The organism is Kribbella rubisoli (genome assembly GCF_004217145.1).
GTDB lineage: Bacteria > Actinomycetota > Actinomycetes > Propionibacteriales > Kribbellaceae > Kribbella > Kribbella rubisoli.
This window is the reverse complement of sequence record NZ_SHKR01000017.1, coordinates 304,867-319,319: the sequence shown is the minus strand read 5'-3', so window position 1 is coordinate 319,319 and position 14,453 is coordinate 304,867. Positions and strand designations below refer to the sequence as shown.

The window sequence follows — 14,453 nt, the reverse complement described above, 5'->3', positions numbered from 1 at the left end:
CAACTAGCCGATCGCGTTGCCCCGCTCGGCGGCGGCGACGCGATCGGCCGCGTTCCTGGACGAGTCGGTGCCGGCCGAGCCGGGCGTGGTCGCGACCGCGCCGGCCACACCTTCACTCGCCAGCCGCGAAGCCGTCGCGACGTCAGCAGTCCGCGCCGCCTCGTTGTCCACCGGTGCGGGCGCAGCCTCGTTCTCGAGACGGATAAGCGCGCGCTGGGTGTCCTCGCCGATGCGGCGGCCGAGTACGTCGCCCCGGTCCAGGCGGGCCGGCAGCGACTCCCTCGATTCGTCGAGCTCCTTCATCGCCGTGGCCAATTGGTCGCCGATCACCGAGGTAAGCCGATCGGCGGCCGCAGTCCGTACGTCGTTGTCCGCCTTCTGAAGCACCGGCGACCTGTTGACCAGGATCTCGGCCGCGACCCTGGCCTTGTCCAGTCCATCGGAGGCGTGCACCCGATCCAGCAGCCGGCCGTCTCCGGGGCTCCGGTGCTCCACCGGGTCGAGGTTGTTCGCGAACGCGACCACCAGGCCCTCGTTCGGGGTGTGCTGCGCCCAGCCGTTGCCGCTGCGGAGTGCCCGCTCGACATCCTGAGAGATCGTCTGCCGGCTCACAAGCTGCGTGACCACATGCCCGTAGTGGAATCGCGCGACCGCCGTACCGATGGCGTCGGCCAACTGCGAGCCCGGACGGTTCATGTCCACGCTCAGGCGGTTCTCGGCTCGGTCCTGCCGGTCCCGGAGTTCACGGTCGGCTCCACGCCCGACACCCGCGCTGAGCTCACGGGTCAGGCCGACGCCGAGCCGCTGCACCTCGGAGATCTCTTCACCGGTCGGCCAACCGCGGGACCGGCGCCAACCCGTGCTGCGACCCAGCTTCTGCAGCCTCTCCGCATCGTCGAATCCGACACCGAGCACACCATCCGTGTGCTTCTCCGGCGAGAAGTAAGGACCGAGCAGCACCCGCCGGTCGCGCCGGTCCGGCGGAGTCTCCCGCAGCCGCTCGCGGACCGCTGCCTCCCACGCATCGACGAACTGCGCTGCTGTCTTCGAAACCGGTACCTCTGCCACTCGGCGGATCTTCCACTCGCAGAATGAACTCCGCCCAACGGGTGGTTCAACAACCGCAGGACGTACTCGGAACCAACGCGTAGTCGAGGACGTGGCGGGCGGCCTGGGTGTTCGTGCGATCGAGCAGCAGTTCGACGGCGCTGCGTGCGGTCTCCTCGATCGGCTGGCGCACGCTGGCCAGCGGCGGGACCGTCACCGTGCACTCGCTGGTCCCGTCGAACCCCATCACCGCAACGTCTTCCGGCACTCGCAGCCCGGCCTCCCAAGCCGCGAACAGTACGCCGAACGCCTGCTCGTCGGTGGAGCAGTAGATCGCCCGCGGCGGCCGCTTCTGCTTGAACCACGGCTGTACGGCGTCGCGCGCGGCGAAGCGCGACACCGGGCTGGCGACGTACCGCGCCGATGCCCGCGGGTGCTTGTCCAGCGCCCGCTCGATCCCGCGCCGGTGTTCCGACGTACCAGGTGAATCTTCTGGGCCCGTGACGACGCCGAGGGTGCGGTAGCCGTGTGAGAGCAGGTGATCCGTCGATGCCTCGGCGGCCGCGACGTAGTCGATCGAGAGCGTCGACACCGTCACGCCCTCAGGCACGGGATGCAGCGCAACAACGGGTACGCCGGCCGCAGCGAACCGCTGGATCGCGGGCTCGACCAGCAGCGAGACGAGTACGACGCCGTCGACCTTGCGCTCGATGAACGAGCCGATGTGCGCGGACTCCTGCTCCGGATCGCCCGCCGAGTCACCGATGAGGAGCAGGTGATCGTGCTGCCGCGCGAAGTTCTCCAGATGCTCGGCGAGTGTGGCGAAGTACGGGTTGCGGATCTGCGGGATCAGCAGACCGAGCGAGTACGTTCGGCCCGCGCTCAGCGCTCGGGCGAGGATGTTGGGCCGGTAGTCCAGCTCCGCCGCGGCTTCCAGCACGCGCCGGCGGGTGTCCGCCGAGACAGGCCGGGGCCCGTTGTTGAAGACATAGCTGACGACCGCGGTCGACGTACCGGCCCGCTCCGCGACATCACGAGCCGTCGCCATCGATCTCCCCATGGTCAGCAGCGTATGCCGCCACGATCCGGGCGGTGATCTCCTCAGCTACTTCGTCGGCGCGCACACCGGTGACGGTTCGGACAGTCCCTTGGGGATCCGGCGTGAAAGTGCTGTGCCCGCCGGCAGCGACGGTCACCCGGCCGGCCTCGGAGAAGCTGAACAGTTCCGGGCGGCTCAGCGCGAGAACCGCCACCGGGTCATGCGGCACGTTCCACGTCTCGTTCCAGTAGGCCCACCATTGCTCGATATCCGCCCCGAGCGCCTGGCCGAGTGGACCTGCCTGGCGAATCCTCTCCAGCAACTCGGCGCCGATCGTCACCTGCCGCGTGATCTCCAGCCCGGTGATCGTCGTCGGGATCCCGGCGTTGAGCACGGCCTGCGCGGCCACGTCATCGGACTTGAAGTTGTGCTCCGACACGTCGTCGCCGAACGACCCGCCCATCACCCACAGATGCCTGATCCATCCAGCGGCCTCCGGTTCGCGCTCCAGTGCCGCCGCGAGATTCGTCAGCGGCCCGATCGCCGCGACGTCGATCTCTCCCGGGCGCTCCTTCAACCGCGCCACCAGGCGCTCCGGCGCGCTGCCGCTACCGACGACCTCGGCGGAGAGCCCTTCGTGTAACGACCCCTCATGCCCGGCCCACCACACCTCCCGGCCCGACAACGGCTGGGCCACACCCGGTACGACGTCGATGTCCTGGCCGGCCAGCGCGGCGTACCGGTGGGCGAGCTGCGCGCGCAGCCGGGTGTCGCCGTACACGGTGTGGACCTCGAGCAGCTCGACGTCCGGGCTGCCCAGGAGTTGGGCGAGCGCCATCGCGTCGTCGACGTCGGAGCCGATATCGGTATCCAGGATGAGCTGGTGCATGGTCTCCCTATTTCAGGCCCGTGCTCGACACGGACTGGACGAAGTACCGCTGGAAGCCGGCAATGACCACCAGCGGGATGACGGTGAGTACGACGGCGCCCGCGAACACGAGACCGTAGTCGGCGAAGTTCTGACCTTGCAGGTTGGACAGGGCCACCGGGCCGAGGATGTGCTTGGCGTCGGTCCCGATCAGCAGCGGCCAGACGTACGACTGCCATTGGAACAGGAACAGCATGAGCCCTGCGCCGATCAGCGCGGGTCGCGACAGCGGCAGGTAGATCCAGCGGAAGACGCCGAACCAGCCCAGCCCGTCGAGCCGGCCGGCCTCGACAAGTTCGGCCGGGATGCCGAGGAAGAACTGCCGCAGCAGAAAGATCGCCATCCCGTTGCCGATCCCCGGCAGCACCAGGCCGGTGAACGTATTGGTCAGGTGCCAGTCGCGGAACATCGTCGACAGCGGGATCGCGATCGCGTCGAACGGCACCAGGAAGCTCAGTACGACGATGCCGAACACCAGCCCGCGGCCGCGGTACTCGAACGCCGCCAGCCCGAACGCCGCCGACGCGCAGACCGCGAGGCCGATGACGACCGTGGCCGCGCTGACCACGATCGAGTTGAGCGTCGCGCGACCGACATCGCTGCTCAGCAAGGCCGAGTAGTTGTGCAAGGTCGGCTTCAGCTCGAAGAACGTCTGCCACGACAGCGTCAGATGCGCGAACGTCTCCGAGCCCGGCCGCAACGAATTGGTCAGCACCCACAGCAGCGGCAGGAAGAACAGGATGCCGATGACGCCCCCGAGAACCGACAGGCTCGCGCGCTTCACTGGTCACCTCGCAGCAACCGGAACTGCCCCGCCACGATCGCCAGCGTCAGTGCGACCAGGATGACGACCTCGGCCTGCGCGACGTGGATGTCGCCGATCGCGTACGCGCGGGTGTAGACGTCGTACATCAACAGGTTGCTGTTGCCGTTCGGGCCGCCCTTGGTGAGGATCTGGACCGGCGCGAACACGAGCAGGTTGGAGACCGTGTCAGCGACAAGCACGAACGCCAGCGGCCGTCGTACCAGCGGGAGGATGACCGACACCATCCGCCGCCACGCACTCGCGCCGTCGAGCAGCGCCGCCTCGCGGACCTCGACCGGGACCTCCTGGATGCCCGCGATCAGGAAGAGCATCCAGTAGCCGACGCCGATCCACGACAGCAGCACGATCAGCGACGGCAGCACCTGGCCGGACGACGTCAGGAACGGCTGCGCGGGCAGACCGAGCCGCTCGAGTACGCCGTTCGCGAGGCCGTCCGGCCGGTAGATGACGCTCCAGATCACTGCCGACACCGCAGGCGGGGTGGCTATCGGCAGGATGACCAGCGTGCGCCAGAGCCTCGCGCCGGCGGCCTTCTGCGTGAACAGGACCGCCAGCAGGAACGAGACGACCACCTGGATCGGGTTGACCAAGACGGTGAAGAGCAGCGTCACGCCGACCGACTGCCGGAAGTCCTGATTCGACAGCAGGTCCGTGTAGTTGCCCAGCCCCGCGAACACCCGCCCGCCGCGCAGCAGACTCTCCGTGTAGAAGCTCTCGACCACGGCCGAGATCGCCGGCACGATCCGCAGTACGGCGAGGCACAGCAGCGCCGGTGCGAGGAAGGCAAGGGCGATCAGCCCTTGCCCACGTCTCTTCACTTGATGGACTTCCAGGCGTCGGTGAGCTGGCGGGTCGCCTCCTGCAGCCGGGTGTCGGGGTTGGTGCCGTTGCGGATGTCGGCGAACGCCTTGCCCATGACTTCCTCGAACTGGATGTACCCGACACTCACCGGCCGCGACACCGCCGTGTGCTCACTCTCGTACGCCGTGATCGCCGCGGCGCCGGCCGTCTTCGCACCGGAGAACGCGTCCATCTTCGGGGTGTACTGCTTCTGCGCCTCGAGGTTGGCCGGGATGATCGTCGTCGTACTGGTCGTGGCCAGATTGCCGGTGGCATCGAGCGTCGCGAACTCGAGGAACTTCCGCGCCATTCCCTGCTGCTTCGACGCCGGGTTGATGCCGAGCGACCACGACCCGGTCGGCGTGACCGGCTTACCGCCCTGGAAGTACGGCAGCGGCGCGACGCCCCAGTCGATCTTCGAGCTGCCGAAGATCTTCAGGTCCCACGGACCGCCGACGAAGAACGCCACCTGACCGTTGGAGAACACCGGTCCGGTCTGGAAGCCGCCGATCCCGCGCGGAGACAGTCCGCTCGCGAAGGTAGCGCCGTACCACTGCATGGCCTTCTTCCAGCCGTCGGTCTCGACCGCCGGGGTGAGCGCGTCGTCGCCTTCGATCCCGGAGCCGCCGCCGAGCGACTCGGCCAGCGGCTGCAGCTGGTAGTACGCCTCGGGCTGCTCCATGAACAGGCCGTACTTCGCGCCGCCCGACTGCATCGCCTTGCGGCCGGCCGCCTCGACCTGCTCCCAGGTCCAGCGCTGCTGCGGGTCCGCGGTCGGCGGCGGCACCTTCGCCTTCGCGAGCGCGGTCTTGTTGTAGAAGAGGAACTGCGTCGAGTTCCACATCGGCAACGACCACAGCTTGTCGCGGAAGTGGTTGGTCTTGTACGCCGCGGCGCTGACCTTCGTCTTCACCTGGTCGTCGAGGTCGCTGAGATCTGTGAGGAATCCCTTGGCGGCGAGCTGCGAGACCCGCGGCTCGTCGACCGTGTACACGTCGATGCCGCTGTCCTTCGCGCTCAGCCGCTGCTGCATCGTCGCGTTGAACTGGTCGAACGGGATCTGGGTGTAGGCGACCTTGATCCCCGGATTCTTCGCCTCGAAGGCCTTGATCACCGGTTGGTAGGTCTCGGCGTTGTCGGTGCCGGTGAACGTGATGGTCCCGCTCGCCGGACCGGAGTCAGCCGCGGCCGGCGCACCGGCCGACCCCGACGACCCCGACGACCCACAGCCGGCGACAAGCAATGCGGCCGCAAGCACGGCAGCAGGGACGACGAAGAGCTTCCGCTGCACGGCGATCCCCTTTCAGGAGTGGTCTAAGCGCTTAGACTCTAAGCGGTTAGATCTTGCGTTGTCCAGCAGTTGGGTGGGAACGCACGAAGGCCCCCGTCCGTGAGGACGGGGGCCTTGTTCTCTGGTAGCCCCGACGGGATTCGAACCCGCGCTACCGCCTTGAGAGGGCGGCGTGCTAGGCCGCTACACAACGGGGCCAGAGTGTTGTCAGCCGGACCTTGCGGTCCGGGCAACGAGGTTGAACTCTACCGATTCTCATCGGTGCGGTCCAATCCGCTGGGGTACTAGGACTCGAACCTAGACTAACTGAACCAGAATCAGACGGGCTGCCAATTACCCCATACCCCAAAGGCATTTCACCGTCGCTGGGAGTTTGTTTCCGCCCTCACCAACCCGGCTCGGAGAGCTTACCCGAGGCTGGGACCGGACACCAAAACGGGCCCCCTCCGGCGCGTTGTCACTCCCGTCACACCAGACTCTTGCGGTTGTCGGCGGTCAGTCCGAGCCGGCGCGCGATCACCAGCGCGACCGCTCCGAACGCGACGAACTTCACCACGTCGACCGTCACCAGCGACCACGGCGCATCCTTCACGCCGAGGCTCGCACCGACGGTGTCGGTCAGCGCCGCGAAGATGAAGGTCACCACGTTGTTGGCCGCGTGCGCCGAGATCGACGCCTCCAGGCCACCGGTGCGTACGACGAGCACCGCCGCGACCAGCCCGAACGCGAGCCGGTCCACGAACAGCGCCGGACTCTGCCACGGCCAGATCCCGTGGGCCGCCGTGAACAGCAGCGCGGTCACCACGACGACGATCGCCGTACTGCGAACCAGCGCGCCCATCGCCTGCAGCAGGTACCCGCGGAAGTAGTACTCCTCGCCCGCGGCCTGGAACGTCGACGTGAACAGGGTGACGACGATGACCGCGATCGCATCCGGCGCCGCTCCACCGCTGTGCCGCTCGCCGGTGGCGAGCTGGATGTCGCCGAACTGGACGACGGCGAGCGCGAGCAACTCGATCACGATCGCCGCGAGGGCAAACCAGGCCAGCGGCCGCCAGCGCAACCCGCCGGCCACCGATGACAGCAGCCCCGGCGCCTGCCGGTTGAGCTTGCGGGCGACGAGCATGCTGAGTGGGATCAGCACGATCAGCGTCAGGTTCGTCGCGAGCAGGCCGAACCAGGACAGCGTGCCCTCGGGATCCTTCCGGATCGCCTGCTGGATGCCGAGGATGATCACGCTGGCGACCATCCAGCCGACCAGGATCGTCAGCGCGCCTAGCACGACGTACCCGCGCGGGGCGTCGGGATTACGCAGCAGCCGCTCGTACGGCGTCCGCGGGCTCAGCTCGCTCATGACGGGGATGACGTCGTACGCCGGGCCTGCTCGAGCCGGCGCAGGGACTTCTCCCGGCCGAGCAACTCGAGCGACTCGAACAGCGGCGGCGAGATCCGGCGACCGGAGATCGCCACCCGGACCGGGCCGAACGCGTTCTTCGGCTTCAGCCCGAGACCGTCGATCAGCGACGCCCGCAGCGCCGCCTCGATCGCCTCGGTCGTCCACTCGCAATCGCCGAGCGCCTTGGCCGAGGCATCGAGTACGGCGCCGGCGTCACCGGTCAGCACCTTCGCGGCGGCGTCCGGGTCGATCGTGAAGGCGTGCTCGTCGACGAACAGGAACCCGAGCATGTCGACCGACTCGGACAACATGTTCATCCGCTCCTGCACCAGCGGTACGGCGGCCTGCAGCGTCGCGAGCTGGTCCGGCGAAGGCTCCGCCGGGAGCACGCCCGCGCCGGCCAGGAAGGGGATCGTCCGCTGGGCGAAGTCCTCCGGCGGCAGCATCCGCATGTGCGCCGCGTTGATCGCCTCGCACTTCTTGGGGTCGAACCGGGCCGCGTTCGAGTTCACCTTGCGGACGTCGAAGGCCTTGACCATCTCGTCCATCGTGAACACGTCGCGGTCGTCGGCGATCGACCAGCCGAGCAGCGCCAGGTAGTTCAGCAGGCCCTCGGGCAGGAAGCCGCGCTGCATGTACTCGCCGAGGCCGGAGCCCGGGTCGCGCTTGGACAGCTTCTTGTTGCCCTCGCCCATCACGAACGGCAGGTGCCCGAACCGTGGCGTCCGGCCGTTGCCGACCCCGATCTCGGCCAGCGCCTCGTACAGCGCGATCTGCCGCGGCGTCGACGAGAGCAGGTCCTCGCCGCGCAGGACGTGGCTGATCTCCATCAGCGCGTCGTCGACCGGGTTCACCAGCGGGTAGAGCGGGTAGCCGTTCGCGCGGACCAGGACGTAGTCGCCGAGGTTCTCGGGGAGGAACGTGATCTCGCCGCGGACGAGGTCGTCGAACACGATCGGGCGGTCCGGCATCAGCAGCCGCACCACGGGGCGGCGCCCTTCCTCGACGTACGCCTGGATCTGCTCGGGCGTCAGGTTGCGGCAGTGACCGTCGTACCCGCTGTGCTCGCCGGCGGTGCGGGCGGCCTCGCGGCGCTGGTCGAGCTCCTCCTGCGAGCAATAGCAGTGGTACGCCTTGTTCGCGGCCAGCAGCTTGGCGACTACATCGGCGTACACGTCCATGCGCTCGGACTGCAGGTACGGCCCGTAGTCGCCGCCGGCCCCGGGACCTTCGTCCCAGGTGAGGCCGAGCCAGCGCAGCGAGTCGTACGTGTACTGGTAGCCCTCCTCGGTGTTGCGGGCGGTGTCGGTGTCCTCGATCCGCAGCACCAGCTTGCCGCCGTAGTGGTGGGCGAAGGCCCAGTTGAACAGCGCGCTGCGGATGTTGCCGACGGTCAGCAGGCCGGTCGGCGACGGTGGGAAGCGCACTCGGACCTTGCTCGGCTCGAGGTCTCCGAGCACGTCGCTGTCGAGGTGGTCAGTCACGCACGATCACCTTGTTGGTCAGAGTTCCGAGGCCTTCGACGGTGACCGAGACCTCGTCGCCGGGCAGCATCGGGCCGACCCCGGCCGGGGTGCCGGTGAGCACCACGTCGCCGGGCAGCAGCGTGGTGAACGAGGTGATGTAGGCCAGCACGTCGGGGATGTCGAAGATGAACTGCGACGTCCGCCCGTCCTGCTTGGGCTCGCCGTTCAGCTCCGTGGTGACCCGCAGGTCGGACGCGTCGAGCTCGGTGCTGATCCACGGACCGAGCGGGCAGAACGTGTCGTACCCCTTGGCCCGGGCCCACTGCCCGTCGGTCTTCTGCAGGTCGCGCGCGGTGACGTCGTTGGCGACCGTGTAGCCGAAGATCACCTCGTTGGCCCGCTCCCTGGGCAGGTCGCGGCAGATCCGGCCGATGACGATCGCCAGTTCACCCTCGAAGTTCAGGTCGCTGGTCTGCTCGGGGTAGACGATGCCGTCCCGCGGGCCGATCACGCTGGTGTTCGGCTTCAGGAAGATCAGCGGCTGCTCGGGTACGTCGTTGCCGAGCTCCTGGGCATGCGCCGCGTAGTTGCGGCCGACGCAGACCACCTTGCTACGCGGGATGACCGGCGCGAGCAGCCGGACGTCGGCGAGCTGCAACCGCTCGCCGGTGAACTGCACCGGGCGGTAGAGCGGGTCCGAGTCGAGAACGTTGACCGTCCCGACGAGTCCTTCGGGGTCATCGGTCTCGACCACGCCGTACTTCGGCTCGTCGTCCACAGAGAATCTGGCAATACGCACGGGCCGAGCCTACCGGGGGTGCGTGATGAGACAGTTAGCTGGTGACTATTCGCCTGGCGCTTCCCTCGGAGTACGACGCTGTCGGTGAGCTGACCGTGGAGGCGTACTCGCACGACGGGTTCGTCCGCGGGCAGTACGCGATGACGCTCCGCGCTGCCGCCGACCGCGCCGCCAAGGCCGAGCTGTGGGTCGCGGTGGACGGCGAGGGCCTGCTCGGCACGGTGACCTATTGCCCGGTCGGCTCTGTCTACCGCGAGATCGGCCGCGACGACGAGGGCGAGTTCCGCATGCTCGGCGTTGCCGGAAGGGCTCGTGGACAAGGCATCGGTACGGCGCTGACCGAGCGCTGTATAGAACGGTCGCGCGAACTGGGCCTCCGGCGCGTGGTTCTGAGCAGCGCCACCTACATGACCACAGCCCACCGCATCTACGAACGCCTCGGCTTCACCCGTCTTCCCGAACGTGACTGGGCGCCCATCCCAGGCCTCGATCTGTACGCGTTCACTCTCGACCTATGACCACCACGCTTTCCTTTGCCGAGTGGTCGTCGTACGCCGAGGGCCACGTTCGTCGTGTCGAAGCCTTGGTGGCCGGCCATCTCGAGCGCCGCGAGCGTCGTGAGGCGCACCCGGTCGAGGATTTCCTCTTCACCTATTACTCCACCCGCCCGAACCAGCTCCGCGTCTGGCACCCCGGACCGGGCGTGCGGTTGCTCGACGCATCGGAGTACGCCGATCGTCGCGGCTACGTCGTTGTGGACGGGACGGCCTCTCTCGACCCGGCGGAGATCACGCGCCGTACAGACAACATCACGTGGATCCGCCGGCTGCTCGCCTCGACGCTGGATCGGCAACCGCAGTTCGGCTGTTTCGGCCTGCACGAGTGGGCGATGGTCTACCGGACATCCGACGTACGGCATGAGAAGTGGCCGCTGCGGTTAGGGGCCGAGGGCACCGACCAGGTCGTCGAGTCGCACAAGGTCGCCTGCTCGCACTTCGACGCCTTCCGCTTCTTCACGACGTCCGCGCGACCGCTCAATGTGTTGCAGCCGACACGCGAGTCTCAGCCGGCGTTGGAGCAAGGCGGCTGTCTGCACGCCAACATGGACCTCTACAAATGGGCGTCCAAGCTCATGCCCTTCACACCGAGCTCATTGCTGCTGGACTGCTTCGAGCTCGCCCGCGACATCCGCACGCTCGACATGCAGGCGTCGCCGTACGACCTGGCCCCGCTCGGCTACGCCCCCGTCCGCATCGAGACCCCCGAGGGCAAAGCCGAGTACACAGCCGCCCAGCGGAACTTCGCCGATCGCGCCCGCCCGCTCCGCCGCCAACTCGTGACCCTTTGCGACGCGCTCCTCGGATAACCTCGCCCCATGGGAAAGATCGTCGCCATCGCCATCGCCGCACTGCTCATCGCGATCGGCGGCGTCTGGACCCTGCAAGGCCTCGGCTACGTCAAGGGCAGCTCGATGACCGGCAGCACCGTCTGGGCAACGGTCGGCCCGATCGTCGCCGCGTTCGGCGTGGCCCTGATCTACGTCGCCTTCCGCGGCACTAGGAAGCGCTGACCCTGGTCGCCTTCAGGGCGAACAGAAGCGGAATGCGCGGGGCGTCGTCCGGCAGGCGCCACCAGCCTTCGGGTGTCTGCTCCATCGTCGACCAGCGCGGCCACGGCAGTACTTCGGACTCGCGCAGGCTCGTGAGGTGGAAGCCGGCGCCCGCGAGCGTGGTCGTGATTTCGCCGAGGCCGTGCCGCCACTCGTAGCTGGTCTGACGGCCGGGGACCTCGTCGCCGGTGTAGGTGACGGTGGAGTCGTGGGCGATCGGGCCGCGGCCTTCGAGGTAGTCGGCGCGAAGGACCAGTTCGTCGGACTCGCCGGGGAGGGAGACCTCGCGGAGTGAGTTCAACAGCGGGTGGAACTCGACGAGGTAGAGAGCGCCACCAGGCTTGAGGAGTTCGCGGACGACCTCGGCCCACTCCTTCAGGTCAGGGAGGTAGCAGAGCGCGCCCTTGCCGGTGTAGACGATGTCGAACTGTTTGCCCTGGACCGCATCGACGGCGTCGTAGACGTTCGCGTGCACGTAGTCGACCTCGACGCCCGCGTCATCAGCGATCCGTCGCGCCGCCTCCAGGGACTCACTCGACAGATCGAGCCCACTGGTCCGAGCGCCCCGGCGCGCGAAAGCGATCGTCTCGGTGCCCAGATGACACTGGAGATGCAGTACGTCGCGACCCTCGAGCGGCCCGAGATCCTCCCACTCGTAATCGGCGAACCAGAACTCCGCGGGCCGGTCGTAGAAGTCGCTCGCCGCGTGCAGCGGCGCCCGGGCGTCCCAGTCGGCTTCGTTGGCGGCCACCATCTCCAGCGTCTGCGCGTCGAGAGTCACAAGCAGCAGTCTGCCCACAGGTAGGTCCACAGCTGTGTCCACAGCGCCAGCGCTCGCATCCACAGGCTTGTTCAAGGTTTGTGGATAAGGTTGAATAAGGGATATGGCACGGGTGGAGTTACATCGGTGGCCCGGACACCCCGACGGGTTCACCCGGGCGGAGCGGCTAGGCGGGTCGTACGAGCTGTACTTCCCCGATCCGCTGGTCGGGCGTGAGTTCGACCTGAGCGACGACGTACTCGCCGTACTTGAAGACGCCGCGGGCGATCTGGCGCGGCTCGACGCGACCGCGGCCGTGCTGACGAACAGCGAGGCGCTGGCTCGGCTGCTGCTGCGGGCCGAGGCCGTCGGGTCCTCGCACATCGAAGGGCTCGTCGTCGGAGCGCGACGGCTGCTGAAGGCCGACGTACTGCGGGAGCGAACGCGGGACGTGACGGCCGAGGAAGTGCTCGGCGCGGTCGACGCGATGACCTGGGTGACCGAATCCGTGCAGGCCGGCGACAAGCTCGAGGTCGAGCATCTGCTCGAGGCGCATCGCCTGCTGATGGCGCAGTCGCCGCACTCGGAGTACGCCGGGGAGATCCGCTACCTGCAGAACTGGATCGGCGGCCGCTCCCCCGCCGAGGCGTACTACGTCCCGCCGCCGGCGCAGCTGATCCCCGACCTGCTCGAGGATCTGCTCACGTTCGTCCGCGAGTCGCGGCTGCCTGTGCTTGCGAAGGCGGCGATCGCGCACGCGCAGTTCGAGACCATCCACCCCTTCGCCGACGGCAACGGCCGGACCGGGCGTGCGCTGATCCACCTGATCCTGCGCACCGAAGGCCTGGTCACGCGGACCGTGCCGCCGGTCTCGCTCTCGCTCGCCACGCACGCATCGGAGTACGTCGACGCTCTGACCGCCTTCCGGTACGTCGGACGCGCGACGACCCCGAAGGCACGCGCCGCCGCGAACCCGTGGCTGCGGATGTTCGCGCTGGCCTGCACGCACGCGACCGCCGAAGCCGCGCGCTTCGAGCGGACCGCCGTCGACCTCAAGGCCGCCTGGCGAGAACGCGCGGCGCCGGTCCGGGCGGGCTCCGCGGCCGAGCTGCTCATCGACGCGCTGCCCGCCGCGCCGGTCCTCACGCTCGCCGCCGCGGCGCAGCTCATCGACCGCTCGCAACAGGCCGCCAACCAAGGCCTCGCCCGTCTCGTCGAGGCGCGCATCCTCCGCGAGGTGACTGACGGCCGGCGAAATCGCGTCTACGAGGCGCCCGAGCTCATCGACGCCTTCACGCTGCTCGAACGCCGCTTCGCCAGCCCGGCCGCCGACACCCGGATCGAGCCGCCTAGCAGACCTGTTCCGTCGAGGCCAGAACCGACACACCAGTGAATTGACTTTCGTCTCCCCGGCGAGCAAGAATTCGAACATATGTTCGATCGTACAGGGGAGAAGTGATGTCGGAGGCGTTCGACTGGGACATCCTGCACAAGCCATCGGCGATGGCCATGGTGCGCGGCCAGCTCGGCTTCAGCTGGATGGTGCTGTCCGGCCGTCTCGCGCAGTTGACCGACGAGCAGTACTTCTGGCGACCGAGCAGCGAGGCGCTGACCGTCGTCCGGCGGCACTACGCCGGTCATTTCCGATCACTCGGATCCGGTGAATGGGTCGCGCAGTGGCCCGACGAGCCGGACCATCGCGGCCCCCGCACGATCGCCTGGCTGATCGCCCATCTCACCGAGACCTTCTTCGAGCGGTGGGAGTGGACGTTCGGCGCGAGTCAGCAAGGGCGCGCCGACATCAACCTGCACGGCAACGCGCGCGACGCGGTCGCCTGGCTGACCTATTGGGTCGAGGCGTGGCGCGACGCGATCGCCGCGCTGGACGAGGACGAGGTGATGACGGTCGGCCTGAGCCAGGCCAACGAACTGGATGCCGGCGAGCCGTTCGGTCATGTCGTGCTGCGGCTGAATCGCGAGCTGATCCACCACGGCTCGGAGATCATGACGCTCCAGGACCTCTACGCGGTCGCGGCGTGAGATCGGCGACCACAAGATGTGCGACACGCGGCGTGGCGCTACCACAAGATGTAGATCTCTCCACCTAGCATCACTACTGCTGGTGGTTCGGAGTGTCCGGCACCACAAGATGTGGGCCACTTCGAGGCAACAGGGGAATCCGGTGCGAGTCCGGAACTGCCCCGCAACGGTGAGCGGACGTGCTGTCGAGAGGCGTCCGCGAGTCCGGATACCTGCCACCGGCGCATGCACCGCCGGTGCATGCGGTCCGAGACCTCGCGGGTGGGTCGCAGGGCGTGACGGCAGTGTTCCCGGCCGGTGCTGCCGGTCCCGTCGTGCGCCTGCTCGCGTGGTCCCAGGCTTCCGAACTCTTGTGGAGAGCACACCTGTGACCCTTGCTTCCTCAACGGCTGCGTCTGCGTCCCCGTCCTCG

The 14,453-nt window shown here is 68.1% G+C and carries 15 protein-coding genes, 2 tRNA genes and 1 riboswitch; of the genes, 5 read left to right on the top strand and 12 right to left on the bottom strand.

Features of this window, described 5'->3' with window-relative positions; translation table 11 throughout:
- Positions 1-3: 3 nt before the first annotated feature.
- From EV645_RS37020 to EV645_RS36970, 11 genes are all read right to left on the bottom strand, one after another.
- A complete protein-coding gene (locus EV645_RS37020; RefSeq protein WP_130449066.1) occupies positions 4-1,068 on the bottom strand; it encodes a hypothetical protein in 1,065 nt (354 codons plus the stop codon).
- Positions 1,069-1,114: 46 nt separating this feature from the next.
- Complete coding sequence (locus tag EV645_RS37015) at positions 1,115-2,107, bottom strand: LacI family DNA-binding transcriptional regulator (protein WP_130449064.1); 993 nt, start codon at positions 2,105-2,107, stop codon at positions 1,115-1,117.
- A complete protein-coding gene (locus EV645_RS37010; protein WP_130449062.1) occupies positions 2,079-2,975 on the bottom strand; it encodes a nucleoside hydrolase in 897 nt (298 codons plus the stop codon). The genes EV645_RS37015 and EV645_RS37010 overlap by 29 nt, the downstream gene beginning before the upstream one ends.
- Positions 2,976-2,982: 7 nt before the next feature.
- On the bottom strand, positions 2,983-3,798 hold the full coding sequence (locus EV645_RS37005) for a carbohydrate ABC transporter permease (protein WP_130449060.1): 816 nt from the start codon (positions 3,796-3,798) through the stop codon (positions 2,983-2,985).
- Complete coding sequence (locus EV645_RS37000; protein WP_198682112.1) at positions 3,795-4,658, bottom strand: carbohydrate ABC transporter permease; 864 nt, start codon at positions 4,656-4,658, stop codon at positions 3,795-3,797. The genes EV645_RS37005 and EV645_RS37000 overlap by 4 nt, the downstream gene beginning before the upstream one ends.
- Positions 4,655-5,971, bottom strand: a complete 1,317-nt coding sequence (locus tag EV645_RS36995; RefSeq protein WP_157997243.1) for an ABC transporter substrate-binding protein — start codon at positions 5,969-5,971, stop codon at positions 4,655-4,657. Before EV645_RS36995 ends, EV645_RS37000 begins: the two co-directional genes overlap by 4 nt.
- 122 nt (positions 5,972-6,093) lie before the next feature.
- Positions 6,094-6,169, bottom strand: a tRNA-Glu gene (locus EV645_RS36990).
- Between the two features lie 78 nt (positions 6,170-6,247).
- Positions 6,248-6,319: transfer RNA gene (locus EV645_RS36985), tRNA-Gln, on the bottom strand.
- 118 nt (positions 6,320-6,437) lie between these two features.
- On the bottom strand, positions 6,438-7,325 hold the full coding sequence (locus EV645_RS36980; protein WP_130449054.1) for a CPBP family intramembrane glutamic endopeptidase: 888 nt from the start codon (positions 7,323-7,325) through the stop codon (positions 6,438-6,440).
- Complete coding sequence (gene gltX, locus EV645_RS36975; protein ID WP_242000892.1) at positions 7,322-8,851, bottom strand: glutamate--tRNA ligase; 1,530 nt, start codon at positions 8,849-8,851, stop codon at positions 7,322-7,324. The genes EV645_RS36980 and gltX overlap by 4 nt, the downstream gene beginning before the upstream one ends.
- Entirely contained in the window at positions 8,844-9,632 is a 789-nt protein-coding gene (locus tag EV645_RS36970) for a fumarylacetoacetate hydrolase family protein (RefSeq protein WP_130449052.1), read from the bottom strand. The genes gltX and EV645_RS36970 overlap by 8 nt, the downstream gene beginning before the upstream one ends.
- Before the next feature lie 41 nt (positions 9,633-9,673).
- Between EV645_RS36970 and EV645_RS36965 the strand changes: the two genes are divergently transcribed.
- The 3 genes from EV645_RS36965 to EV645_RS36955 are packed head-to-tail and all read left to right on the top strand — an operon-like array spanning position 9,674 to position 11,202.
- A complete protein-coding gene (locus EV645_RS36965; protein ID WP_242000891.1) occupies positions 9,674-10,150 on the top strand; it encodes a GNAT family N-acetyltransferase in 477 nt (158 codons plus the stop codon).
- Positions 10,147-10,998, top strand: a complete 852-nt coding sequence (locus tag EV645_RS36960) for a 3-methyladenine DNA glycosylase (protein WP_130449048.1) — start codon at positions 10,147-10,149, stop codon at positions 10,996-10,998. Before EV645_RS36965 ends, EV645_RS36960 begins: the two co-directional genes overlap by 4 nt.
- A gap of 9 nt (positions 10,999-11,007) precedes the next feature.
- The gene (locus EV645_RS36955) at positions 11,008-11,202 is read left to right on the top strand and encodes a hypothetical protein (RefSeq protein ID WP_130449046.1); all 195 of its coding nucleotides are present in this window, start codon (positions 11,008-11,010) and stop codon (positions 11,200-11,202) included.
- On the opposite strand, the gene EV645_RS36950 is transcribed toward EV645_RS36955, so the two are convergent.
- The gene (locus EV645_RS36950) at positions 11,189-12,022 is read right to left on the bottom strand and encodes a class I SAM-dependent methyltransferase (RefSeq protein ID WP_198682111.1); all 834 of its coding nucleotides are present in this window, start codon (positions 12,020-12,022) and stop codon (positions 11,189-11,191) included. The genes EV645_RS36955 and EV645_RS36950 overlap by 14 nt on opposite strands.
- Positions 12,023-12,134: 112 nt before the next feature.
- On the opposite strand from EV645_RS36950, the gene EV645_RS36945 reads away from it, so the two are divergent.
- Together EV645_RS36945 and EV645_RS36940 are read left to right on the top strand one after the other, a co-directional pair.
- Positions 12,135-13,394 carry a Fic family protein gene (locus EV645_RS36945; protein WP_242000890.1) on the top strand — a complete coding sequence of 420 codons (1,260 nt, stop codon included), beginning with the start codon at positions 12,135-12,137 and terminating at the stop codon, positions 13,392-13,394.
- Positions 13,395-13,459: 65 nt separating this feature from the next.
- Entirely contained in the window at positions 13,460-14,041 is a 582-nt protein-coding gene (locus EV645_RS36940) for a DinB family protein (protein WP_130449042.1), read from the top strand.
- Between the two features lie 66 nt (positions 14,042-14,107).
- Positions 14,108-14,275: riboswitch (cobalamin riboswitch) on the top strand.
- Positions 14,276-14,453 lie beyond the last annotated feature (178 nt).

Excerpts from the sequence above, each read along its gene's own strand:
- EV645_RS37010 (WP_130449062.1), bottom strand. The coding sequence starts at position 2,975 with ATGCACCAGCTCATCCTGGATACCGATATCGGCTCCGACGTCGACGAC.
- EV645_RS36940 (WP_130449042.1), top strand. The coding sequence starts at position 13,460 with ATGTCGGAGGCGTTCGACTGGGACATCCTGCACAAGCCATCGGCGATG.
- EV645_RS36980 (WP_130449054.1), bottom strand. The coding sequence starts at position 7,325 with ATGAGCGAGCTGAGCCCGCGGACGCCGTACGAGCGGCTGCTGCGTAAT.
- EV645_RS36960 (WP_130449048.1), top strand. The coding sequence starts at position 10,147 with ATGACCACCACGCTTTCCTTTGCCGAGTGGTCGTCGTACGCCGAGGGC.
- EV645_RS36955 (WP_130449046.1), top strand. The coding sequence starts at position 11,008 with ATGGGAAAGATCGTCGCCATCGCCATCGCCGCACTGCTCATCGCGATC.
- EV645_RS37015 (WP_130449064.1), bottom strand. The coding sequence starts at position 2,107 with ATGGGGAGATCGATGGCGACGGCTCGTGATGTCGCGGAGCGGGCCGGT.